General features: G+C 65.0%; 13 protein-coding genes and 2 pseudogenes. 4 read left to right on the top strand and 11 right to left on the bottom strand.

Annotation, left to right across the window (positions count from 1 at the left end; all coding sequences use genetic code 11):
- Window positions 1-8: 8 nt before the first annotated feature.
- Window positions 9-881, top strand: coding sequence for a bifunctional helix-turn-helix transcriptional regulator/GNAT family N-acetyltransferase (locus UNPF46_RS20350; protein ID WP_142251190.1), 873 nt, complete (start codon window positions 9-11; stop codon window positions 879-881).
- A 66-nt stretch (window positions 882-947) separates the two neighbouring features.
- The gene (locus UNPF46_RS20355) at window positions 948-1,334 is read left to right on the top strand and encodes an ester cyclase (RefSeq protein WP_142251191.1); all 387 of its coding nucleotides are present in this window, start codon (window positions 948-950) and stop codon (window positions 1,332-1,334) included.
- A 21-nt stretch (window positions 1,335-1,355) separates the two neighbouring features.
- Here UNPF46_RS20355 and UNPF46_RS20360 read toward each other — a convergent pair whose 3' ends face one another.
- Both UNPF46_RS20360 and UNPF46_RS20365 read right to left on the bottom strand, forming a co-directional pair.
- Entirely contained in the window at window positions 1,356-2,576 is a 1,221-nt protein-coding gene (locus UNPF46_RS20360; RefSeq protein ID WP_142251192.1) for an MFS transporter, read from the bottom strand.
- Between the two features lie 238 nt (window positions 2,577-2,814).
- Window positions 2,815-6,111, bottom strand: a complete 3,297-nt coding sequence (locus UNPF46_RS20365) for a DEAD/DEAH box helicase (RefSeq protein WP_142251193.1) — start codon at window positions 6,109-6,111, stop codon at window positions 2,815-2,817.
- A gap of 168 nt (window positions 6,112-6,279) precedes the next feature.
- On the opposite strand from UNPF46_RS20365, the gene UNPF46_RS20370 reads away from it, so the two are divergent.
- Window positions 6,280-6,777: a peptide deformylase gene (locus UNPF46_RS20370; protein ID WP_142251194.1), complete on the top strand. Its 498-nt coding sequence runs from the start codon at window positions 6,280-6,282 to the stop codon at window positions 6,775-6,777.
- Between the two features lie 204 nt (window positions 6,778-6,981).
- Here the strand turns inward: UNPF46_RS20370 and UNPF46_RS20375 are convergent, their stop codons facing one another.
- The 3 genes from UNPF46_RS20375 to UNPF46_RS20385 all read right to left on the bottom strand — a co-directional run bounded on the left by UNPF46_RS20375 (window position 6,982) and on the right by UNPF46_RS20385 (window position 9,614).
- Window positions 6,982-7,344 (bottom strand): ArsR/SmtB family transcription factor, encoded by a 363-nt coding sequence (locus UNPF46_RS20375; protein ID WP_100175609.1) that lies wholly within the window; start codon window positions 7,342-7,344, stop codon window positions 6,982-6,984.
- On the bottom strand, window positions 7,344-8,006 hold the full coding sequence (locus UNPF46_RS20380; protein WP_142251195.1) for an SRPBCC family protein: 663 nt from the start codon (window positions 8,004-8,006) through the stop codon (window positions 7,344-7,346). Before UNPF46_RS20380 ends, UNPF46_RS20375 begins: the two co-directional genes overlap by 1 nt.
- 348 nt (window positions 8,007-8,354) lie before the next feature.
- A complete protein-coding gene (locus UNPF46_RS20385; protein WP_142251196.1) occupies window positions 8,355-9,614 on the bottom strand; it encodes a serine hydrolase domain-containing protein in 1,260 nt (419 codons plus the stop codon).
- Window positions 9,615-9,892: 278 nt separating this feature from the next.
- On the opposite strand from UNPF46_RS20385, the gene UNPF46_RS20390 reads away from it, so the two are divergent.
- A complete protein-coding gene (locus tag UNPF46_RS20390; protein WP_142251197.1) occupies window positions 9,893-11,284 on the top strand; it encodes an NAD-dependent succinate-semialdehyde dehydrogenase in 1,392 nt (463 codons plus the stop codon).
- A gap of 71 nt (window positions 11,285-11,355) precedes the next feature.
- On the opposite strand, the pseudogene UNPF46_RS20395 reads toward UNPF46_RS20390, so the two are convergent.
- The 6 genes and pseudogenes from UNPF46_RS20395 to UNPF46_RS20415 all read right to left on the bottom strand — a co-directional run.
- A pseudogene (locus UNPF46_RS20395) lies at window positions 11,356-11,623 on the bottom strand (HNH endonuclease); the annotation flags it as partial.
- A gap of 296 nt (window positions 11,624-11,919) precedes the next feature.
- Window positions 11,920-13,359: an HlyD family type I secretion periplasmic adaptor subunit gene (locus UNPF46_RS20400; protein ID WP_142251198.1), complete on the bottom strand. Its 1,440-nt coding sequence runs from the start codon at window positions 13,357-13,359 to the stop codon at window positions 11,920-11,922.
- On the bottom strand, window positions 13,346-15,472 hold the full coding sequence (locus UNPF46_RS20405; RefSeq protein WP_142251203.1) for a type I secretion system permease/ATPase: 2,127 nt from the start codon (window positions 15,470-15,472) through the stop codon (window positions 13,346-13,348). Before UNPF46_RS20405 ends, UNPF46_RS20400 begins: the two co-directional genes overlap by 14 nt.
- 137 nt (window positions 15,473-15,609) lie before the next feature.
- Window positions 15,610-18,291, bottom strand: a complete 2,682-nt coding sequence (locus UNPF46_RS20410; RefSeq protein ID WP_246668697.1) for a tetratricopeptide repeat protein — start codon at window positions 18,289-18,291, stop codon at window positions 15,610-15,612.
- A gap of 72 nt (window positions 18,292-18,363) precedes the next feature.
- Window positions 18,364-19,260, bottom strand: a pseudogene (locus tag UNPF46_RS38715) (tetratricopeptide repeat protein); the annotation flags it as partial.
- Window positions 19,251-24,113: a beta strand repeat-containing protein gene (locus UNPF46_RS20415; RefSeq protein WP_246668699.1), complete on the bottom strand. Its 4,863-nt coding sequence runs from the start codon at window positions 24,111-24,113 to the stop codon at window positions 19,251-19,253. The pseudogene UNPF46_RS38715 and the gene UNPF46_RS20415, both read right to left, overlap by 10 nt.
- Window positions 24,114-24,224 lie beyond the last annotated feature (111 nt).

Genomic DNA, 24,224 nt, shown 5'->3' on the forward strand with positions numbered 1-24,224 from the left:
CAGGTATCATGCTGGACCCGATCTCGCGCGTTCGCCGCTTCAACCGCGCCGTCACCTCCGCCGTCGGGGCACTCGATACCTCGTTCCTGGGGCGCGGCCGCCCGCTCGGCGCGGCGCGGGTGCTCAATGCGATCGGGCACGGGCGCTCGGACGTGGCGGAGATTCGCGACTATCTCGGCCTCGATTCCGGATTGATGAGCCGCCTCTTGCGCAGCCTCGAGGACGAAGGACTGGTCGAGACCGAAGCCCATCCGGACGATGCGCGCCGGCGTGTCGCAAGATTGACGCGAACGGGCCGACGCGAGTTCGCAGCCTATGAGGCGCTATCGAACGCGCAGGCCGACGGCTTCCTTGCACAACATTCACAACGCGAGGCGCTGCTGGCGGCGATGGACCTGATTGCTTCCACCCTGACGCGCGAGCGAATTGCTCTGGATGAAATGGATCCGCGATCCGACGAAGCCCGCTATTGCCTCGCCGAGTACTATGCCGAGCTCGGCCGCCGCTTCAGCCAAGGCTTCGACGTTTCTCTTTCGAGGGATCCGGACGCCAAGGACATGCGCCGCCCGCGCGGCACCTTCATCGTCGCGATGTCGGATACGCTCCCGCTCGGCTGCGTCGGCCTGAAGGGAACGGATCACGGCTACGCCGAGATCAAGCGGCTGTGGGTCGCCCCCGCCGCGCGCGGATTGCGGCTCGGCCGGCGCCTGATGGACGCAGCCGAGGACGCCGCACGCAAGCTCGGCATCGCGCTGTTGCGGCTCGACACCAACAGCGCACTGCCCGAGGCCGGCCAGCTGTACCGCTCGATGGGCTGGCGCGAGATTCCGCGCTTCAACGACGATCCCTATCCGGACCTGTTCTTCGAAAAGCGCCTCTAGGCGGGACCTGTTCGCAAGCCTCGCGCGTTAGGGTCGAAGCCCAAGAGGGCTTCGATGAGCTTCGACATGACTCGAAATGACCTCGCCGATCTCTACCGCGCCTATATCGCCTGCCTGAACCGGCAGGATTGGCCCTCGCTCGGCCGGTTCGTGCATGACGACGTCGTGCACAACGCCCGGTCGCTCGGCCTCTCCGGCTATCGCGCGATGCTGGAGCGGGATTTTCGCGAGATCCCGGACCTGCGCTTTGACATCGCGCTGCTGATCGCAGACCCGCCCTGCATCGCGGCGCGCCTGCAGTTCGATTGCACGCCGGTCGGGACGTTCCTGGGGCTTGCCGTCAACGGCAGGCGCGTGTCGTTCAGCGAGAACGTATTCTACGAATTCGTCAACGACAGGATCCGGCAGGTCTGGTCGGTGATCGACAAGGCCGCGATCGAGGCGCAGCTCTGACGCCGCGCCTCGATCCGAAGCTCACGCGGCCGCCGGGACCACCTGTCCTTGCGGCTTTGCGAACGGCTTGAACGTCATCGCCATCAGGAAGGCGCCGAGGCCCATCGCCCAGGAGGCGATGTAGAGCCAGGCGTAGCTGGAGAAGGCGTCGTAGATCAGACCGCCGGCAAGCGGGCCCGTGGCCATGCCGAGGCTGCCGGCCATCGCCGTGCCGCCGATCACCGTGCCCATCATCCGAAGCGGAAAGTTCTCGCGGATGATCACCGCATAGAGCGGCATGGTGCCGGCATAGATGAAGCCGAAGATGGCGCCGACCGCGTAGAAGGTCGCGAGCTGATGCGCGAACACGTAGGCGAGCGCACCGAACGCCTGCAGCAGCAGGCCCGAGACCAGCACGCGCTTGGCCCCGAACCGGTCGCCCATCAGGCCGAACGCGATGCGGCCGCCGAGGCCGGCAAACCCCTCGATGCTGTAGATCGTCACCGCCGCGATCAGCGGAATGCCGCAGCTCACGGCGTAGCTGACGGTGTGGATGATCGGACCGGAATGGGTGGCGCAGCAGAAGAAATTGGTCGCGAGCAGGATGAGGAATTGCGGCGAGCGCAGCGCCTCGCTTCTCGACATCTCGCCCTGCCCGGCCCCCTCGCCCATCGGGGCGGCCGGGCCTTGCGCGAGCGCCGGCGGACGGCGTACCAGGAACGAAACCGGGATCATGATCGCCCCGACCACCAGCGCCACGATCTGCATCGCGGTGCGCCAGTCGTGGCCGGAGACGAGCCAGGCCGCGAACGGTGCCATCGTCATCGGCGCCATGCCCATGCCGGCCGACACCAGCGACACGGCGAGGCTGCGATGGGTGTCGAACCAGCCGGTGACGGTCGCCATCATCGGCGCGAAGATCGCAGCGCAGGACGCGCCGACCAGAAGGCCGAACACGAACTGGAATGCAAGCAGCGAGGTGGCGTGGCTCGCGGCGAACAGGCTGAGCGCCAGCACGGTCGATCCCGTCAGCACCACCGGCCGCGGCCCGAACCTATCAGACAGCGTGCCCCAGGCCATGCTGGTGAGGGCCATCGCCAGAAAGCCGATCGTCATCGCGCTGGAGATGCCGGTCACCGACCAGCCGGTGTCCTTGGTGATCGGCTGCAGGAACACCGGCAGCGAAAACATGCCGCCGATCGCGACGCAGCCGAGCAGGCCGCCGGCGGCGACGATCACCCAGCGATAGGGGGATTGGATCATTTGTGTCTCCCAAGATGATCTTGTCTGAGGGGAAGACGAATGGGAACAGCGGCGGCCGACAGCATCACGCAAGTTATTTTGCGGATCTGCCGACCTAAAATCGCGAAAACAACCCCATGCACAGTAGCCGGCCGCTGCGCAATCAAGGACTTAGCGAGCGAACAGAACGAGCTGCCGGCGCCTCGCAACGGCCCGCCGCGATTTGACCCGTCGGGCAAAACACCGGCGTCGCTCCCGGTCAAACCTCGAACAAGGCCTTGACGTCCTCCTCGGTGAGCGCCGAAGCGATCTGTCCTTCGCGCTCGAACAGGCCGTCAGCCAGCGCGCGCTTCCGAGCCTTGAGCTCGTCCATCTTCTCCTCGATCGTGCCGGCCGCGACCAGTCTGTAAACGAAAACGGCCTTGTCCTGCCCGATTCGGTAGGCGCGATCGATGGCCTGCTCCTCGACTGCGGGATTCCACCAGGGATCGAAGATGATCACGGTGTCGGCAGCGGTGAGATTGAGGCCCACGCCGCCTGCCTTCAGGCTGATGAGGAATACCTGCGCCGCTCCGTTCTGAAAGGCCTCGATCGCGGCTTTCCGGTCCTTGGTGTCGCCAGTGAGGAGACTGTAGCGCAGGCCGTCGGCCTCGAAGCGGCGCCGGATCAGATCGAGCATGGAGGTGAACTGGGAGAAGACTATGATCTTCCGGCCCTCGCTCAACAGCTCCGATACCATCTCGATCAGGCGCTCGAGCTTGGCCGATGGACGTTCCACGCCGTCACGCAGCTTCAGCAGCTCCGGATCGCAACAGGCCTGCCGCATTCTCAGCAGAGCTTCCAACACCACGATGTGGCTCTTGGCGAGGCCACGCTCGGCGATCGCCTGGCGGACCTTGCGCGACATCGACAGTCGGACCGAATCGTAGAGGTCGCGCTGCGGGCCCTCGAGCACGATCGTCTCAATGATCTCGCTCTTGGGCGGCAGTTCCGTCGCGACTTCAGTCTTGGTCCGGCGCAACAGGAAGGGTTTGACGCGCTGCGCCAGGGCTGCTGCACGAATCTTGTCGCCGCGCTTCTCGATCGGCGTGCGCCATTGGCGCGAGAACGCCGTCTTGTCGCCGAGATAGCCTGGATTTGCGAAACTCATGATCGACCACAGCTCGCCGAGGTGATTTTCCATGGGCGTGCCGGTGAGACAGAAGCGATGCTCGGCCTTGATGTCCCGCAGCCAGCGGGTGGTGGCGGCGTCGGGATTCTTGATCGTCTGCGCTTCGTCCAGCACGGCGATATACCAGTCCCGCATCAGAAGCACTTCCCGATCCCGCGCGATCAAAGGATAGGTCGTCAGCACGAGATCATGCTCGGAAATGGAGCCGAACCTCTCCTTGCGGTCGGGCCCGTGGAGAACGAGCACGTTCAAATCCGGCGCGAATTTCTGCGCTTCGGCCGACCAGTTGGTCATCAGGCTGGTCGGTGCAACGACCAGCACCGGGCTTGTCAGCCGCCCCCGCTGTTTTTCCAGCGCGATCAGAGCGAGGATCTGGATCGTCTTGCCAAGGCCCATGTCGTCAGCCAGCACGCCGCCCAATCCGCTCTCGCGGAGCAGGTCGAGCCAGGCGACGCCCAGGGCTTGATAGGGCCGCAGCGTCGCGCGGAAAGTCGGCGGAACGTCCGGCGTCGCCAAGCCCCGCAGCTGAAGCAGATTGGCGAGGCGGCGCAGATTGTCGGCACCGCAAAAGACGAAACTCTCGTTCTCCAGTCCCAGCAGCGGAACGACATCCGCTTGCGACAGCCTGATCTTCTTCGAGCCATCGGCAAGAGTGCCGCTCAGATGCAGGCTATGCAGCGCCAGCACCAAGGGAAGGAAGCGATCGGCAGCCAGTGCCAGCGCCAGCTTGCGGCCGTCTGCCAGCGGCAGATAAAACCGCTCGCCCTTCTCCGCGAGTTGTCGCAGCCGGTCTGGCGTGAAGTCGGGCGCCGAGACCAGCGCGGCGACGTGCGGGGCGAGGTCCTGGCGTTCGCCGTCGATGTCGATGCCGAGCGCCAGCTCGAACCAGTCGATGCCGCTGGATTCCAGCACGGCATCGAAATCGCCCGAGGAGTCCGCAAGCCGGAAGGGAAAATCGTCGTCGATCAGGATCTCGAAGCCTTCCGACTTCAGCTGCTCGGCATGATGCGCGAGAAATTCGAACCAGCGGTCCTGGTCGCGCAGCGTGAGATCCATGGCATGGCGGAAGTCCAGCGCCGGAAAAGCGGTTCGCGCGTCGACGAGACCGACGTCGACCAAACGCTTGCGCGCCTGCCTCTCCTTGCCCTGGCGCCGCGTGATAGCGAACAATTGTCCGGCCTGAAACAACTCCACCCGGCTCGGTCGATGGTTCGGATCGATGTCGAACCCGCCATAGCGGAAGCCGAGGCGGGCGACCGCCGCCGGTCCGCGCGCTTCGCCTTTGTCGCGGTAGTAGTGGAAGCTCGCGAGGTGTCCGAGCCGGAGCCGCAGCACGGGGCGAGGATCTTCTTCGATCGTCACCGCAACGGTCGGCGGCGCGGGCAAAACGCCATGATGAGGCTCGGGCAGCTTCTGGGCGAGGCGGCGCGACACTTCCTCCACCTGCGCGCGCGGGATGGCTGGAGCGGACAGGAGCTGAAAGGCCAATCGTGGCGGCAGGCCGAGCTGCGCCGGTCCGATCAGCCCGGAGGCTTCATCGACATAGACCGGCGGCTCCGCATTGAGCGCAATTGCTCCGGCTACCAGGAGACGAGGTGTGAGACCGCGCTTTCCCGCCGACTGCCATTCGATCCTTCCCTCGCGTGCGTCCCCCCACTTCAGCGGCGCGCGCTTGTGATCGAGCCAGAACGCCCGGCCGGTCGCGACAATCCGCTTCAGCAACTCCTCCGGATAGGGTCCCTGCTCGTAATAGCTGCGGGTGCCGGCTGCCGCCTGCGTCACGATCTCGATGTCGACATCGCGGAAATATTTAGGCGCCCGCTCTGGCTTGAACTCGTACAGGCTGGGGCTGGTATAATTGCCGGCGAAGCCGCCGGCCTTGAGCACGCGAACGGATCGCAAGGACAATTCCAGCTGCGGCATCGTGTGTTCTGACGGCTCAAGACAGTACAGCAAGGATTGGCCCTCATCCCCAGCGCCGCCCCGCGCTGCCCGGCCGACGCTGTCGATCCAGTTGGTGAGCTCCAACGAGAGAACAGGAGGTGCCGTGGGCATTGCGCGCGCGGCTGGCGAGCCCGGCGCCGCGATCTCCTTGCCGCTCAGGGCCTGCAGAAGCGTTGCGGCAACGTGCTTGCAATTGAAGTCCATCGGACAATCGCAATCGCCATCGAGGCTGGTGAGCTCGTCACCGCTGAACGTCAGAGCGATATCGACCTGGTATCGGTTGGACCCGCTGCCCCGCACCTCCGCGGTGACATGCTTCAAGTCGTCGCTCACCTTCAGCTTCGAGACACGGCCCTGCGCCTGATAGGAGACCGCCTTCTCCATCGCCGATCGGCTGAAGTAGGTATAGATCGACTTGCGCTTGAGAACGTCCGAGAGCACTGCAACTCCCATATTCAGGCTTGAAGACGACAGCATAGAGGCCTGCACGGGATCAGTGTAGCCTCCCGTCCGGCTTGCAAACAGGAACCGCAATCATTTCGGCCCAATTGGCAGCGAATCTCCTCGAGAGGGCGTGCTTCAACGATCCGTGAGTGGTAGGAGCCTCCCATGACCATCCGCCCCATCCTCCGCTATCCCGACCGCCGGCTCGCGCTACCGGCCCACCCCGTCACCGCATTCGACGACGACATACGCGCGCTCGCGCAGGATCTGCTCGACACGATGCGCGCCGCGCCCGGCATCGGCATCACTGCGCCGCATATCGGCGTGCCCTTGCGCGTCGTGGTGCTCGAGCTCGACGCCAGGGATGGTCCCCTCACCTACGTCAATCCGCAGATTGAATGGGCCTCGCCCGAGATGATCATGCACCGCGAGGGCAGCGTCTCGATGCCTGGGCTCAACGACGAGGTGCAGCGCCACTTCCGGGTGCGGATCAGCTACCACGATCTCGACGGCAACACGCGAACCGAGGAGTCGGAGGGCTTGCGCGCGGTGTGCCACCAGCACGAGATCGACCAGCTCGACGGCATGTTCTGGATCCAGCGGCTGTCGCGGCTGAAGCGCGAGCGGCTGGTGAAGAAGTACGAGAAGATGGGGCGATCGTAGGGCGGATTGGCGGAGGTGCAGCCGCGAATGAATTGCCCAACCTCTCCCGCTTGCGGGAGAGGTTGGGGAGAGGGGATCTCCACAATCGAGAACCCCCAAGAGGAGAAAACCCTCACCCGGCGCTTCGCGCCGACCTCTCCCGCAAGCGGGAGAGGATCGAACGAGCCCGTGGTTAGTTTATCGCTCCTACGGGCCTACACATCCTCACGCCCGCTTCCCGCCCCTTTTGGTGATCGGCGCGTTGCGGCGCTCGCGCTTGCCGCGGGCGATCTCGGTTGCGAGCGCGTCGAGCTTCGGCTCCCAGAAATTCCGGAACTGACCGATCCACGCATCCACCGCGCGGAGCCCGGCAATGTCGACCGAATAGAGCCGCCGTTGTGCCTCGGCCCGAACGTTTGCAAAGCCGCTCTCTCGCAGCACCTTGAGATGCTGCGAGACGGCCGCCTGGGTAATCCCGAACTCGGCTCCGATCAATTCGACGACCTCACCGGAGGCCATCTCGCCGCGCGCCAGCAGTTCGAGGATGCGGCGGCGCACGGGATCGGCGAGGACCTCGAAAACGTGCATCAGCTTCCTGTGCCGGGATGAGCGATGTCGGGCGGCATCTCGCCGCGATAGAATGCGATGGTGCGATCGGAGCGCGCTTTCGCCGCCTCCGGATCGACCCCGCTTGCGACATGCGCCGCGCGCCAATATTCGCCGCTGGTCGTCATGAATTCCTTGCCTTCCGGCGAGCGCATCCAGGCTTCCGCCGTCTCGTGATCGACCGATGCGCCGCTCGCAACATATCGATCGAGCCCTGCAAGCGCGAGGTCCCAGCCGATCCCCACCGCACCCGGGCCGAACTGATTCCAATGATCCTCGATGATCGCCGTGTGCTCGAGCGTCAAACGCGCCTGACTGCGTTCGGCTGCCAGCCTGACGTCGATCCAGCTCACCGCGCCGCCGAATTCCCATGTCGCAGCGAAATGGGTCGGCGGCGTACACACCGTGATGGTGCCGCCCGCATTGCCCTTGACCTGGTACCTGCCGCCGAGCTGGAGGTCACCCTCGACCGCGGCAAACCAGCGCGGAATGCGCTCCCGGCTGGTCACGGCGTCCCAGAGATCGTCGACGCTGGTGTCGTAGAGCCGCGTCAGCGTCACGACACTCGCGGGCTTGCCGTCCTTCTCGAAGTTCGTCACCGAACGCGTGACAAGCCCCAACACCCGGGCGACGTCGATCTGCATTGGATTCCTCCCGATCGTTTCGTTCGACCATGAATATCGACCTCTACTAATATAAGTCAATTCTTATATTCGGCCACTCCGCTGCGTCAAACCGCCTCGCAGGCGCCCTGAACCAAACACCCGCTCAAGCGTCTATCCGTCCCCCACCAGTGCTGGCAGACGGAAGCCGTTCATGAAAGTTCGCAAATTCACCCTGCCCCTCGATCTCCGCCGTCGTCGCTCGGCTTGACCGGGCGAGCCAGTACGCCGCGGCCTCTCGGCTCTTTCACGATCCCCCCTGGAATACTGGATGCCCCGGTCAAGCCGGCGCATGACAGCCATTGTGTGTGCAAGCGTGCGACGCGCGCCCTACCCGCCCGCCATCAGCGCCTTCGCCAGCGCCATGTAGGCCGGCAGCGTCACGGGATCGTTGGCGGCGTTGCCGGCGACGGGGTGCGAGGCGTAGCGCGCGATCACCATTTCGGCCTCGGGATCGACATAGATGCCCTGGCCGTAGACGCCGCGCGCCATGTAGGCGCCGTGGGCGTTGTGCGTGATCCACCATTGATTGCGATAGGACGCGCCCGGCAGCGTGGTGTAGCCGGCCGGCTTGAATTTTTCGGGATCGCCGCCGCGCGCGATGTCCTCGACCACCTGCGACGGCACGATCTGCCGGCCGTTGAATCGGCCGTGATTGCGCATGGTCTCGCCGAAGCGAGCGAGATCGCGCAAAGTCGTGGAGAGACCGCCGCCGCCGCTCTCGGTGCCGATGCGGTCGACGTGGTAGTGCGCGTCCTCTTCCGCCCCCATCGGCTGCCAGATCCGCTCGGAGAGCAGCTCCGCCAGCGTCAGGCCGCTGACGCGCCGGCATATCCACGCGAGCACGTCGGTGTTGACGGTCTTGTAGGCAAAGGCCTTGCCGTGCTCGCCCTGCTTCTTCTGCGCGATCAGGAAATCGAAGATGTTGGTCGCACCTTCATAGTCCGGCGGGATCGGCGCCATGCCGTTGGCGCGCCGCAGGCCCCACACGTCCGAATTCTTGTCGGTGTAAACCTCGGTGTAGGCGAGCCCCGTGGTCATATCCATGACCTCGTGCACGCGCGCGTCGCCAAACGCGCTTGTCCTCAGCTCCGGCACATAGTCGGTGACCGGCGCCTGCGGATCGATCCTGCCCTCGGCGACCAGAATGCCGGCGAGCACGCCGGTGAAGGACTTCGTCACGGACATGCCGATATGCGGCTTGTGCGGCTTCAAGGCGCCGAAATAGCGCTCATAGATCAGCCTGCCCCGATGCAGCACCGCGATGCCGTCGGCATATGTCTCCTCCAGCATCTTTGCGAAGGTCATCGGCCGCCCGTCCATCGTGGTCGAGGCGACTGCACCGATGTCGTGATCCGCTCGCGGCAGCGGCGAGGCCTGCCCTGCCCCGCGCCAGACGTTCACGGTGGGAACGAGCTGGCGGATGTTGCTCCACGCCCAGCGGAGCTCGGGGAAATTACGGAAGGAGCCGTCCTGGAAGGTGATGAGGCGGTCGGGCGCCGGCGGAAAATCCTTCATCCAGCCGAGCGTTTCAGGATCGGTCTCGGCGGCGGTTGCGGGGGAATGATTGGCGGTGGTCGCGACGGACATGAAGGCAGGCTCCGGAGAGGACGATTTTACTCGCGTATCATGAGACAGCGAAACCCACATCCCGCGTTTGTGCCGGGGTGCCGTGCAGTACCTCCTGATGACGACAGGTCCGACGACCGCCCGCTCGCAGTCTCGTGAACGGCGCCGAGGCTTCTCGATTGACCTGCCTCAAAGTGACGAACTGGGCTGTGATCCATCCTTTCATCGGCAGTCCCGTCGGAAGCGCATCAAGGCAGCCGGCACCAAGCACTGCATGATGCCTGGAGCGAGAACGACACATGGCCTACGCGACCACCTACCCCTATACGGGTGAAGTCCTCAAGACGTTCCCTACCGCAAGCGATGCCGAGGTCGCCCACGCGATCGACGCGGCGCATGCGGCCTTCCTCGCCTGGCGCGAGACGCCCTACGCGGCACGCGGCGCGATCCTGCAGAAGGCGGCCGACCTCCTGCGCAAGGACGCCGACGCCTACGCTAGGCTGCTGACGCTCGAAATGGGCAAGCTGTTCACCGAAGCGAAGGCCGAAGTCGAATTGTCGGCGAAGATCTTCGAATATTACGTCGCCAATGCCGAGCGCCTGCTCCGGCCGGAGAAACTCACCGTCGCCGATCCCGCCGAGGGCGAGGCGGTCATCGTCTGCGAGCCGCTCGGTGTGCTGCTCGCCATCGAACCCTGGAACTTCCCCTACTACCAGATCGCCCGCATCATCGCGCCGCAGCTTTCGGCGGGCAACACCATGCTGCTCAAGCACGCCTCCAACGTGCCGCAGAGTGCGGCGGCGTTCGAACGGCTGATGCGCGAGGCGGGGCTGCCCGAGGGCGCCTTCATCAATCTCTACGCCACACGCTCGCAGGTCGAGACGATCATCAACGATCCGCGCGTGCATGGCGTGGCGCTGACGGGCTCCGAAGATGCCGGCGCGGTCGTCGCCGCGCAGGCCGGCAAGGCGCTGAAGAAATCGACCATGGAGCTCGGCGGCGCGGATGCGTTCGTCGTGCTGGCGGACGCCGACATGGCCAAGACGATCAAATGGGCGGTGTTCGGCCGTCACTGGAACGGCGGCCAGGTCTGCGTCTCCTCCAAGCGCATGATCATCGTCGATGCCGTCTATGACGAGTTTCTGGCTCGCTACCGCGAAGGCGTGGCCGGGCTCAGGGCCGGCGATCCTTTCGCGCCCGAGACGACGCTTGCACCGCTCTCCTCCCAGGCGGCGGCGGACGAGATCAAGGAGAAGATCCGCCAGGCCGTCGCCCACGGCGCCAAGGCCGAGCAGGTCGGCCCGCCCGTCCCCAACCAAGGCGCCTTCGTGCAGCCGACGATCCTGACCGATGTCGGTGAGGACAATCCGGCGCGCTATTGGGAGTTCTTCGGTCCCGTCTCGATGCTGTTCCGCGCCAGGGACGAGAACGACGCCGTGCGCATCGCCAACGATTCCCCGTTCGGCCTTGGCGGCTCGGTGTTCACCGCAGACACCAAGCGCGGCGCAGACGTCGCCAGGAAGATCTCGACCGGCATGGTGTTCGTCAACCATCCGACCAAGGTCGAGGCCGACCTGCCCTTCGGCGGCATCCGCCGCTCCGGCTACGGGCGCGAACTGTTGGGGCTCGGCCTCAAGGAGTTCGTCAATCACAAGCTGATCGACGTCGTCGACATCGACGCGCGGTTCTGACGGCGCCGCGTGCTTCGCCCGCGCCGGACCGGTGCGGGTGAAGCGGCGCCTGTCCCGATAGCCTTACGTGCTCATTGCTTGAAGCAATGCTCGCGGTGCCACTTCAGAAAATGCGGATGAGGTCGATCCGACGGTCTTCTTTGGCTCAAGCGCACGACCGGTTTTGTTGATGACCGATCGAACTCCTTCCAAGTCGTTTGTCTGGCGCGAGATCAATATGTCGAGATCATCGGACAGGCTGATCAAACCACGATCAAACATCCAATGGGCGGTACCCGACAGCGCGATCCCGTTGCTCACGATGTCCGGGCCATTTGCCTCCACAGGACGAATATGCGCACCCTGGGCGTTGCGGCCCTAACGTTCGCCGTGGCTTCCGTAGGCGTATTTGCCTTCGGTGCCCCACTGCACGCCACCGGTAAGAATGTTGCCGTGGTACGTGATGCGGTCGCTGCTGCTGGCGTCTTCGATCCGCAACTGGCGAGGGGATCCATCTCCGGCTTGAACAGGTCACTAAAGGCGTGAAACAGCAACCACGCCGGAGCGCCTTGGTCTAGACCTCCAAAGCCAGTTTGAGGTCCCCGCAACAACAGCAACCGTCAAAGGCGGACCACATTCTTGGTGCAAGCGAAGTATCATCTTTCCCTCAAGCTCTCTTGCCTATACCGCAACAACGGCGACATCACGTACTCGATGATCCTTCGCTGCCCCGTCTTGATCTCCACCGTCACCGCCATGCCGGGCGCGAGGTTCACCATCTTGTCGTCGACCTGCATCTTGGTGCCTTCGAGCGACACGCGCGCGGCGTAGAGCAGCTCCTGGCCGGCGGGCTCGCTTGATTCCGAGAGTGCGCCGCCCTGCTTGGCAGCGCCCGTCCCGCCCGGCGGCTTGTCCTTGATGATCGCATCGCGCGACACGCTGATGACCTTGCCGTGCAGCAGGCCGTAACGTGTGAAGTTGAAGGTGTCGATCTTGATCTCGGCGTCCTGGCCGTGCTCGACAAAACCGATGTCGCGGTTGGAGATCATCGCCTCGACCTCGATGCTGGAGCCGCGCGGCACGATCATCATCAGCTGTTGCGCCGGCGAGACCACGCCGCCGACGGTGTGGATCGCGAGCTGCTGCACGGTGCCGTCGATCGGCGCGCGCAAGAGCTGCTCGTCGGTCTTCTGCTGCGCCTTGATGGCGTCCTGGCGGTACTCGTCGGCCTTCTTCTGGGCGTCAGAGAGATCGCTCAGGACCTGCCGCTCGAAACCTGACTTGGTCTGGGCGAGCTGCTGCTCCAGCGCGCGGCGCGCGGCCTCGATCTCGACCAGCTTGCGCTCCTGTACGATGCGCTCGTTCTGCTGGTCGATCAGGCGGGTCTGGGCGTCGATCCAGGCGATGCGGTTGCCGTACTGGATGTCCATCGCCTTCTTGCGGATGGTCAGCGTCTCCTCCAGCAGCGGCAGCGTTGCGTCGATCTTGGCGATCGCCGCCGTGACCGACTGCGCCTCGGCGCGCTTCTGGTCGATCTGCTGCACGACGGAGGCAAGCTTGGCCTGTTGCTCGGCGGCCTGCGCCAGCATGGCGGCGCGCGCCCGTGCGATCTCGACTTCGGATGCACCGGCAGGCTCTTCGAGATCGTGGGGAGCGGCAAGATCGGCAAAGCTGCGGCGCAGCGCCGAGAGGCGGGCAATGTCGAGCAGGCTCGCGACGAGATCCTGCCCAACCCGCTTGCGCTCGGCCTGGGTCACCGTGCGGTCGAGCTCGACCAGCACCTGCCCCGCCGTCACCCTGTCGCCGTCATGGACGTGGATCGCGGAAACGATGCCCGTCTCCAGCGGCTGGATCGTCTTGGTGCGGCCGGTCGGCACCACCTTGCCGGTGGCGGTCGCGATGATATCGACATGACCGAAGATCGCCCAGCCGATCGCAACTGCAAAAAACAGGATAATGGTGAGGCCGACCGCCCGTCCGACGGGCGAGGCCGGCGTTTCCAGGATCTCCAGTGCTGCCGGCAGGAATTCGCGTGCGTCGCGCTGGCGGCGCCAGAACGTCCGGCTCTTGCGCTCGATCACATCAGCCGACGACATGGAGCCCCGCCTGGATCTGGTGCAGCATGGCGTAGCGCCCGGCCTTCTTGATCAGCTCGTCATGGCTGCCGTCCTCGACCAGACGACCCGCCTCGACGGTGATGATGCGGTCGGCGTGACGCACGGCCGACAGGCGATGCGCGATGATGAAAACGGTCCGTCCGGCGCAGATCTTGCGCATGTTGCGCTGGATGATGTTCTCGCTCTCGTAGTCGAGCGCGCTGGTCGCCTCGTCGAAGATCAGGACGCGGGGGTTGGTGACCAAAGCGCGCGCGATCGCGATGCGCTGGCGCTGGCCGCCGGACAGGCTGGCGCCGCGCTCGCCGACCACCGTGTTGTAGCCGTCCGGCAGCGCCAGGATGAACTCATGCGCGCCGGCGAGCTCGGCCGCCGCGAGCACCCGCTCCATCGCCATGCCGGGATCGGCCAGCGCGATGTTCTCGCGGATGGTGCGGTTGAACAGCACGTTCTCCTGCAGCACCGTGCCGATCTGGCGCCTCAGCCAGGCGACGTCGGCAACGGTCAGGTCGATACCGTCGATCAGGATACGGCCGGCCTCAGGCACATAAAGACGCTGGATCAGCTTTGTCAGCGTCGACTTGCCGGAGCCGGAGGGGCCGACGATGCCGATCACCTGTCCCGGCAGCACCTTCAGCGAGATGTCCTGCAGCGCCAGCGAGGTATCAGGCCGGTAGCGGAAGTTGACGTGATCGAAGGTCACCTCGCCCTTGATCGGCGGCAAGCTCGCGCGCGAGGGATCGAACATCGGCTCGGGCGCGGCATTGAGGATGTCGCCGAGCCGGGCGATCGAGACCCGCGCCTGGTGGAAATCCTGCCAGAGCTGGGCCAGCCGCAGCACCGGCTGCGCCACCCGCCCCGCCAGCATGTTGAAGGCGATCAGCTCGCCGACCGAGAGATTGCCCTCGATGACGAGATGCGCGCCGAAATAGAGCGTCAGCGCGGTGACGAGCTTGCTGATAAACTGCACCGACTGGCTTGCCCAATTGCCGAGCGAGAGCACGTCGAAGCTGGCGCTGACATAGCCGGCGAGCTGCTCCTCCCAGCGCCGCTGCATCTGCGGCTCGATCGCCATCGCCTTCAGGGTCTGGATCGCGCTGACGCTCTCGACCAGGAAGGCCTGGTTCTCCGCGCCGCGGTCGAACTTCTTGTCCAGCCGTTCGCGGAAGATCGGGGCGACGCCGGCGGAGATCGCGACATAGAACGGGAACGAGCCGACCACGATCCAGGTCAGGAACGGCGAGTAGTAGAACATCACCGCGAGGAAGACGAAGGTGAAGCCGAGATCGATCACCAGCGTCAGGGCCGAGCTGGTGAGGAAATTTCGGATGTTCTCGAGCTCGCGCACGCGCGCGACGGAATCGCCGGCACGCCGCGCCTCGAAATAGGCGATCGGCAGCGCGATCAAATGGCGGAACAGGCGCGCGCCGAGCTCCACGTCGATCCGGTTGGTGGTGTGGGAGAAGACGTAAGTCCGGAGCGCGCCGAGGACGGTCTCGAAGATCGCGACGACGATGAGGCCGAACACTAGTACGTCGAGCGTGGTGTAGCCACGATGCGCCAGCACCTTGTCGGTCACGACCTGGAAGAACAGCGGGGTCACCAATGCAAACAATTGCAGGAAGAATGACGCGACCAGCACCTCGCCGAGCAGCCGGCGGTATTTATGCATGGCCTGAAGGAACCACGTGATATCGAAGCGGCGCGCCAGATCAGACAACGAGGCCCGCCGCGTCATCAGCACGATGCGGCCGGTCCAACTCTGCTCGAACTCGGCGCGCTTGACCACCTGCGGACGATTGACCACGGGGTCGTGAATGAGAACGTCGTCAGCGCCGACTTTGCCGAGGACAGCGAAGCTGCCGTCATGCCGTTCGATGATCGCGGGCAAAGATAGCTTAGCAAGCCCGGACCAGCCTTCGCGAACCGCCCGAGCCTTGAGCTTGAGCTGCTTGGCGCATCTCAGCATTTCCTGAACGCCGACCGCGGAGCCGCCGAACTGATGCGCGATCTGGGTGGGATCGATTGCGACTTGATGAAACCGCAACAGCAGCGCAAGGCACTGCAGCCCCGTATCCTGCCTCACGGCTTCCACACCCACGTCTACCCCTGCCACTACTTTAGATCGCGTCAGCGACCATTGCACGTTTCCTCAAGTCGGCAAAGATCGATGCGCAACCTGCGGAGATGGAACTTTCCTGAAGTCTTATCGAAACCGTTGGCTCGGTCGCACTATTCTGCCGCCGACATCGCAAGGGATTCGATTCCGTTCTGTGCCAGTTCGAGGGCCTGTGCGATCTCCGCGACGACGCTGCTCCAATCTCCCGGACACGGTTGCCGGAATTGCCGCAGCGTCGGGTACCAGGGGCTATCGTCACGATCGAGCAACCAGCGCCAGCAGCCGTTGAAGCGATTGAGGAGCCAGACCGGCCGCCCCAGCGCACCGGCAACGTGGATCACCGCGGTATCGACGCTGATCGTCAGATCGAGATTGGCGATCAGCGCTGCGGTGTCGGCAAAATCGTTCAGCTCATCCGTGAAGTCGTGCAGCGCGAGGCCCGCCGGCGCAACGATCATTTGCCCCGCTGCGCGTTTTTGCAGGGAGACGAACGATACACCCGGTATGGCCGCAAGACCCGAGAGGAGATCCGGCGGAATCGAGCGGCGGCGATCGTCGGCCATGGTCGGACTGCCCGACCAGACAAGTCCGACACGAAAGCCCCCGATCGTGCGCAGCCGCTTCCGCCATGCCTCCACCCGCGCGGGGTCGGCAGCAAGATACGGCACCTGCCCCGGAACCTCGGTCAGCGACAGCCCGAGGAAGCGCGAGAGACTCAGGAGCGGGCAATGGACGTCGAAATGCGGTAGTGGGTCACCCCGCGGGACGATCTCATCGACGCCCGGCAGGTCCTTCAACAGGGGGGCGACCGTGCGCTGCACTTCGAGGACGACGCGTGCGCCACTGCGCAACAATGGGACCAGCCGACAGAACTGGATCGTATCGCCAAACCCCTGCTCGGCATGGATCAGAAGCGTTCGGCCGCTAATGTCCTCGCCGTTCCAGACCGGCTGGGCGAAATCGTCGAGCCGGCCCGGCCGCTTCTTCAGCTTCCATCGCCACTCGTATTCCGTCCACCCCTCCAAATGATCGCCGGTCAGCAATCGCGCGATTGCGCGGTTGCTGTGGGCTTCGGGGTGATCGGGCCGCATGCGCAGGGTCTGATCGAACAGGGGCCAAGCCTCGTCGAGCCTGCGTAAATCGACGAGCAGTTTGGCGAGATCGTTGTACCAGTCTGCGCAATCCGGTTTCAGCGCGATCGCCGTACGATACGCCCGCTCCGCTTCGTCGTAACGCTCCCGGCCCTCGTGCACCTGCGCGAGGACAAAGTGTGCTTCAGCAAGGCGCGCGTCGCGTGCGAGCGCGAGACGGCAATGCTCTTCGGCTCCGTCGAGCGCGCCACGGCTGCGCAGAACGCTGCCGAGGTTGGCATGTGCGGGGGCAAACCCGGAATTGAGCTGCAAGGCTTCGCGAAACTTCGCCTCGGCGTCCTCGAGCGCGTCCCTGCGGCACAGCAGGATCCCGAGATTGTTGCAGGTAATCTCGGACAACGGCCTGAGGCGGTGGGCTTGCCGAAGATGCGGTTCCGCTGCATCGAGCCGGCCTGCTTCCAGAAGCAGCATGCCGAGCGCGCCGTGCGCGTCCACATGATTTTCGTCCAGGCCGATCGCGGCGCGATACTGGGCCTCAGCTTCCGCACGACGACCGAGGGCGCCAAGGGCGTTGGCGAAATTGTGCCGGAAATTGCCGTTCTTTGGCTCCAATTCGATCGCGCGCCCAATAAGCTCGATGGCACGAGCGGGCTCACCCCGCTGAAAATGGATGACGCCGAGCAAATGCAGGCTTCCGGCGTGATCGGGATTCTTGTCCAATACGCGCTGATAGATGATCTCCGCACGGTCGAGACGGCCGGCCTGGTGATGTCTCAGCGCCTCGTCAAAGGCACCCGGGGGTATCGCATGTGACGCGCAGTCCGCAAGTGCCGTCTTGACGTCCTCGACCACGGCAGCCCAGTCGCCGGGCGCGGGCTGCTTGAACTGCCGCAGCGTCGCGTACCAGGGGCTGCGGGTGGGATCGAACAGCCAGCGCCAGCAACTGTTGAACCTGTTGAGCAGCCACACCGGCCGGCCAAGCGCCCCCGTCAGGTGCACGATCGAGGTGTCGACGGTGATCACGAGGTCGAGGGTCGAGATCAGGGCCGCAGTATCGGCGAAATCGGCGAGCTCAGCGGTCCAGTCGTGCACCGTTAGGCCGGACGGCGGCTGCGATGTCTGCGCTGAAGCCTCGCCCTTCTGCAGCGACACGAACGAGACGCCCGGCACATCCCCCAGCCGAGCGAGCGCCTGAAGAGCGATCGAGCGGCGCCTGTCGTTGGCGAGCGCCGGGTTGCCGGCCCAGGCGAGGCCCACGCGCAGGCCCGGCAACGCCTCGATCCGGCTCCGCCATTTGGCGACGCGACTGCGATCGGCGGCGAGATAAGGTGCTTCGCCCCGGATACGGTCGAACGCGATGCCGAGCCGACGCGGCAGGCTCATCAGCGCACAACGGACGTCGTAATGCGGCAGCTTGTCGCCACGCGCGACGATCTGGTCGACGCCGGGCAACTGCGCGAGGAGCCCGAGCAGCGGCCGCGGCACCTCGAAGACGATGCGTCCGCGCCCTGCAGCGAGCGGCACGAACCGGCTGAACTGAAGCACATCGCCGAATCCCTGCTCGGCATAGATCAGCAGCGTGCGTCCATCGAGATCGTCGCCGACCCATGACGCACCGGTCAGATCGTCGCGTCGCTCGATCTTGCGGTGGTCATCGTAAGTCGGCCATCCTTCCTCGAACTTTCCGGCACCGAGCAGCGTCATCCCGAGATTGGACAGCGCCTCGGAATAGTTGGGACGCATCTGGATAGCGCGGCGATAGCAGTCCTCGGCCTTGTCGAGTTCGGCAAAATCGCCGAACAGCGAGCCGAGATTGTTGTAGACTTCGGCATAGTCCGGCTTCAGGCGGATCGCTTCACGGTAGTGGAATTCGGCGACCTCGTAGGCGCCGCGCTCCTTGAGCGCGTTGCCAAGGTTGTTGTGCGCTATCGGATAGTCCGGCCGCAGCCGCAGCGCCTCGCGGCAGTAGGTCTCCGCCTCCTCCGGACGACCGAGCTCGCGCAGGAGATTGCCGAGATTGTTGCAGGTCTCCGGAAACTCGGGCCTGCAGGACAACGCTCGCCGAAAATGCGTTTCGGCCTCCTCCAGACGCCCGCTGGTCTGGCAGAGATTGCCGAGATTGTTGAGCACTTCGGGAAATGCCGGCCGGAGCCGACAAGCCTCTTGGTAGTGCAGCTCCGCATCGTCGATGCGTCCGAGCTCCTGGAGCAGGTTGGCGTGAATGCCACGCGCATCGGCATCGTCCGGTCGCAGCCGGACCACTTCGGAGAGACAGCCGGAGGCTTCCTCGAGCCGCCCCGCGGCCCGCAGCAGATGGGCGAGGCCAAGACGACCATCGACCTCGTCGGGGCCAAGGCAGATGGCGTCGCGGAAGTGCCGCTCCGCCTCGTCCAGCGCGCCGAGCGGCTGCAGCACCTTGCCGAGGTTCACCCGATAACTGGCGTTCTCAGGAGCAAGCGCGACCGCCCGTTCGAGCAGCTCACGGGCCAGAGCGAACTGTCCGCGCAACAACGCGATGATCCCCAGCACATTCATGCAGCCATGATGGCCAGGAGCCGCCTTCAGGATCGCCCTGCATGCGGACTCGGATTCTTCCAGCCGACCTGCACGCAAGGCATCGACGGCGTCGTCGAAGCCCGTAACACCTGCGTCCATGTCGCCAGCTAGTGCCATGCCGAAGCAATCGCTGACTGGAGACCTGGATCGTTCGGCATCTGCGTCGCGCTCGAGGGCGTGAAGCCGGGGTTGGCACTCGCGTAGGAAGCCATCGCCTGGACGAGCTGCGACACGGAGCTGTCGAGATGCAGGCCGTCTCCGGCCGTGATCTCGGCCAAAGCGGAGCTCGGGTTCGACCCGAACCAGTCGCTGATCGTGAACTGGCCTTCGGTGCCGAGGATGTCGATGACGAGATCGTCGCCGCTCTGGACGAACCAGAGATCCTGGCTCGCGACGTCGGACGCGAAGTCCAGCTCGCCTTGCGCTGCCGCGCCCAATGCGGTTGCGTTATCGATAGTCACCTGACCTGTGCCGCGATCGGCAAGGTACGTCTCGTTCATCCCGCTGGCGACGATGGTGCTGTTGGTGCCGCCGATCGTTACCGTATCGCCGTCGCCCGTCAGCGTGACCTGGTCGCCGGTCCCCGTGATCGCGACGGAATGACCATCACCGCCAAGGATCAACGAGCTGCCTGTGCCCGCGAGCGTCACCGCTGCTGCACTGCTTGCGATGACCGTGTCGTTGCTGCCACTGACGACGAGTGCGTTATCCGCACCGCTGATGCTGATCACGTCGTTGTCCCCGGTCACCGTTACGACGTCGCTGGTGCCCGCGATCGCGATGATATCGCCATCGCCATTGACAGCCGCCGAGCTGCCGGTCCCCGTTACGGTCACGGTCGCCGCGCTCGCAGTGGTCACCGACGCATTGCTCCCGCTGATGACCAGCGTGTCGCCGACGCCGCCAATGCTGACCGTCTCGCTATTGCCGGTGATCGTGACCTGATCACCATCTCCAGTGATCGCGACAGTGTCGCCATCGCCACTGATCGCCGCCGAGCTACCCGCCCCGGTGACCGTTACGAATGCCGCGTTGGTCGTACTCACTGAGGAATTGCTGCCGCTAACCACCAGCATATCGCCGGTGCCGCTGATGCCGACGGTCTCGTTGTTACCGTTCACCGTCACCAGATTGCTCGTGCCCACGACGGCGACGGTGTTGCCGTTGCCGTTGATGGTCGCCGAGGTGCCAGTGCCCGCCACGGTCACCGACGCCGCACTTGCCGTGCTCACTGTCGCGCCAGTGCCTGTGACTGTCACGGCATCGCTCGTTCCGGTCAGGGTCACGGCGTCGCTCGTGCCATTGATGGTCACGACGTGACCATTCCCGCCGATCGTCGCCGAGCTCGCGATCCCCGTGACGGTGACCGCAAGCGCGCCGGTCGCGTCGATCGCAGCGTCCGTACCGCTGACGGTGACGCTGTCGCCCGAACCGGTCAGTGTCACGCTGTCGCCGGCGCCCGTCATGGCAATGACGTTTCCGTCGCCAACGATCAGGGCCGAGCTGCCCGCGCCGGCGACCGTAATCGCCGCACCGCTGCTCGTCGTGACCGTGTCATTGCTGCCAGCGATGACGAGCGTGTCGTTGCTGCCCGTGACGGTCACGGTCGCACTGTTGCCGGTCACGGCCACCTGCTCGCTCGCACCCGTGATCGCGACCGCGTTGCCGTCGCCGGTCACCGTTGCGGAGCTGCCGGTCCCTGCAATCGTGATCGACGCCGCGCTGGTCGTCGTCACCGACGCGCTGCCGTTGAGGGCGAGCGTGGCGCTCGCGCCGGTGATGCTGACGCTGTCGCCGGTGCCGGTCAACGTCACCTGGTCGCTGCTTCCGGTGATCGACACCATGTTTCCGTTGCCGGTTACCGAAGCCGAGCTGCCAGCGCCGGCGACCGTGATCGCCGCCGCGTGGGTCGTCGTCACGGACTCGTTGCTCCCGCTGACGGCCAGCGTGGCGCCCGTCCCTGTGACGCTCACCGAGGCGTCGTTGCCGGCAATCGTCACCTGATCGTTGGTGCCGGCAATCGTCATCGCATTGCCGTCGCCGTTGATGGTGGCCGAGCTTGCGGTCCCGGTCACCGTGATTGTCGCCGCATGGGTTGCGCTCACGGAGGCATTGCTGCCGCTGATCGTGAGGATGTCGTTGGTTCCGCTGATCGCCACGGTAACGTTGCTGCCGGACACCGTCGCCTGATCGGCGGCACCGGTGATGGATACCGAGTTGCCGTTGCCGCTCACGGTCGCCGTGCTGCCGGCGCCACTGAGGGTGACCGACGCTGCGCTGGTCGTAGTGACGGAGGCGCTGCCGCTGATTGCCAGCGAAGCGTTGGTCCCGCTCACGGTCACGTTGTCACCGGTGCCGCTCAGCGTGACCTGGTCGCTCGCTCCGGCGATCGAGACCTTGTTGCCGTTGCCGCTGATCGTTGCCGAGCTGCCGGTCCCGTTGACCGTGATCGTCGCCGCGCTGGTGGTCGTGACGGACGCGTTGCTCCCGCTGATCACGAGCGTGTCACTGACGCCGCCAACGGTGACTATTGCATTGTTGCCGGACAACGTCGCGCGTTCGCTGTTGCCGGTAAGCGCAACCGTGTTGCCGCTGCCATTGACCGTCGCCGAGCTGCTGGTTCCCGTCAGCGTTACCGAAGTCGCGCTGCTGGTGGTCACCGTTGCAGCCGTGCCGCTGATCACGACGCTGTCCGCAGTGCCCGTCAATGTCACGGAATCGCTGCTGCCGGAGATCGTCACGACGTGGCCATTACCGCCGATCGTCGCCGAACTCCTCAGTCCGGTCATCGTGACCGCCAGTGCGGCGGAGGCGCCGATCGTCGCGGCGCTGCCGCTGATGGTCAGGCTGTCGCCGGCACCGCTCAACGTCACCACGTCGCTGGTGCCCGAGACGGTGACGGCATTGCCGTCTCCGGTGACCGTTGCGGAGCTGCCGGTGCCGGCGATCGTCACCGAGGCGGCGCTGCTGGTCGTGATCGTCTCTCCGGTGCCGCTGATGACCAGGCTGTTGCCGGTCCCTCCGATGTTGACGGTTTCGCCGTTGCCGGTCACCGTTGCCCGATCGCTGGTGCCCGTAATCGCAATGACGTTTCCGGCGCCGTTGACGGTCGCCGTGCTGCCGCTGCCGGCCAGCGTGATGGCCGCCGCGCTCGTGGTCGTGATGGTCTCATTGATTCCGCTGATCACGAGAGCGTCGCTGACGCCGCTGACCGTGATCGCCGTGCCATTGCCAGTCACCGTCACCTGGTCGCTGGCGCCCGTGATCGACAAGGCGTTGCCGTTGCCGGTAACCGCAGCCGAGCTTGCAGTTCCTGTGATCGTGATCGCAGCCGCGCTGGTCGTGGTCACCGAGGCATTGCCGCCGCTGATTGCAAGCGAATCGCCCGTTCCGCTGATCGTCACGATCGCGTTGTTGCCGGCAAGCGTGACCTGGTCGCTGGCCCCCGTGAGCGAGACCGAATTGCCGTCGCCGGTGATCGTGGCCGAGCTGGCCGTGCCTGTGACCGTGATCGTCGCCGCACTGGCTGTGCCGATGCTGGCATTGCTGCCGCTGACGGTGAGGACGTCACCGACGCCGCCGACCGTCACGCTTGAATTGTTGCCCGACAACGAGACCTGTTCGCCGTTGCCGGAGACCGACACGCTGTTGCCGTTACCATTGATGCTGGCCGAGCTGCCGCTTGCGGTCACGCCAACCGATGCGCCGGCCGCGTTCAGGGTCGCCGCGGCGCCGCTGACGGTGACGCTCGCGCCGGTTCCGGTCAGCGTGACGGCATCGCTCGTCCCTGTGATCGCCACGAAGTCGCCATTGCCGCCGATCGTGGCAGAGCTTCCCGTGCCGGTCACGGTTGCCGTCACGGCATTGGTCGTATTGATGACCGCATTGCTACCGCTTACCGTGACGCTGTCGGACGTCCCGACCAGCGTCGCGGTGTCATTGGTTCCCGTGACCGCCACGGCGTTGCCGTTGCCGCTGATGGTCACCGCGCTGCCGGTGCCCGTGACAATCACCGCCGTCGCACTGGCGCTCACGGTGTCGTTCGTTCCGTTGACGATCACGGTATCGCTGGTGCCCGTCACCGTGATCGGGTCGTTGTTGCCGTTGACGGTCACGGTGGCGTTGTTCGCCGGCATCTGGATCAGCACATTGCTTGCGTTGATCGTGCTGGTGCTGCCATCGATATTGACGTCGTAGCCCGCATGAGCGCCGAGATATCCCATGTTCCAGGCGGTGCCGTCGGCAAACAACACCTGCCGCAAGCCGTTTGAACTGTTGCCGAAGCCACCGCTGACGGTGATCTGGTCGCCGGTCGACGGAATCTGGATGATAATGTCGCCGAACCCGACGCCGCCGCGCGAGATCAGCACGTCGCTGGTCAGCACGGAAGAATTGAACGACAGCGTGCCCAGGGAGTTGTTGTTGCCGGCGGAGTAATTGTTGATGGTGAGCTGGCCATAGCCCTTGTGGAAGACATAGGCATCGTCGCCGCCATTGCCCTGCAAGCTGTCGATACCGCCCTTGCCATCGAGGATGTCGTTACCCGACGTCCCCGTCATGGTGTCATTCCCGGTGGTGCCCGCGATAGCCGCCGTCACCGAGGCCACGCCGACCAGGGTGATCGTTCCTGTCCCGTTGGCGAGGGTCACCGTGTTGGTGTTGTTGCCGAAGACGATGGTTTCGATGTCATTGACGTTGACCGATCCCGTCGTCGCCGAGATCCGCAGCGTCGTCCCCAGGCTCGCCTGGACGATCCCGCTCACGCCGCCGAGGGTGATCCACGACGTGCCCGCCCCGCTGCCGCTGTTGACGGTGATATCATCATAGGCACCGGTCGCGGTAATGGTGGCGGCCTTGCTGGAGATGATGTTTTCGTAGCTGCCGGTCAGGGTGACCGTGTCCGCGCTACCGGTTATGACAACGGTATCGCTATTACCATTTGCTGTCACCACTTCCTGGTCGCCGGTCATCGACACGAAGTGGTTGTTCCCCGCGTCGCTGATGATGGCAGAGCTGCCCGTCCCCGTGACCGTGAAGCTCGCCGCGCTTCGCGTCGTGATCGTGTTGCCGACCGAGTTGAC

The organism is Bradyrhizobium sp. UNPF46, from assembly GCF_006658625.1.
Lineage (GTDB): Bacteria > Pseudomonadota > Alphaproteobacteria > Rhizobiales > Xanthobacteraceae > Bradyrhizobium > Bradyrhizobium nitroreducens.

Excerpts from the sequence above, each read along its gene's own strand:
- UNPF46_RS20350 (WP_142251190.1), top strand. The coding sequence starts at position 9 with ATGCTGGACCCGATCTCGCGCGTTCGCCGCTTCAACCGCGCCGTCACC.
- UNPF46_RS20355 (WP_142251191.1), top strand. The coding sequence starts at position 948 with ATGACTCGAAATGACCTCGCCGATCTCTACCGCGCCTATATCGCCTGC.
- UNPF46_RS20360 (WP_142251192.1), bottom strand. The coding sequence starts at position 2,576 with ATGATCCAATCCCCCTATCGCTGGGTGATCGTCGCCGCCGGCGGCCTG.
- UNPF46_RS20370 (WP_142251194.1), top strand. The coding sequence starts at position 6,280 with ATGACCATCCGCCCCATCCTCCGCTATCCCGACCGCCGGCTCGCGCTA.
- UNPF46_RS20375 (WP_100175609.1), bottom strand. The coding sequence starts at position 7,344 with ATGCACGTTTTCGAGGTCCTCGCCGATCCCGTGCGCCGCCGCATCCTC.
- UNPF46_RS20380 (WP_142251195.1), bottom strand. The coding sequence starts at position 8,006 with ATGCAGATCGACGTCGCCCGGGTGTTGGGGCTTGTCACGCGTTCGGTG.
- UNPF46_RS20385 (WP_142251196.1), bottom strand. The coding sequence starts at position 9,614 with ATGTCCGTCGCGACCACCGCCAATCATTCCCCCGCAACCGCCGCCGAG.
- UNPF46_RS20390 (WP_142251197.1), top strand. The coding sequence starts at position 9,893 with ATGGCCTACGCGACCACCTACCCCTATACGGGTGAAGTCCTCAAGACG.
- UNPF46_RS20400 (WP_142251198.1), bottom strand. The coding sequence starts at position 13,359 with ATGTCGTCGGCTGATGTGATCGAGCGCAAGAGCCGGACGTTCTGGCGC.
- UNPF46_RS20410 (WP_246668697.1), bottom strand. The coding sequence starts at position 18,291 with ATGACGCTGCTCGGTGCCGGAAAGTTCGAGGAAGGATGGCCGACTTAC.
- UNPF46_RS20415 (WP_246668699.1), bottom strand. The coding sequence starts at position 24,113 with ATGACCGGCGACCAGGAAGTGGTGACAGCAAATGGTAATAGCGATACC.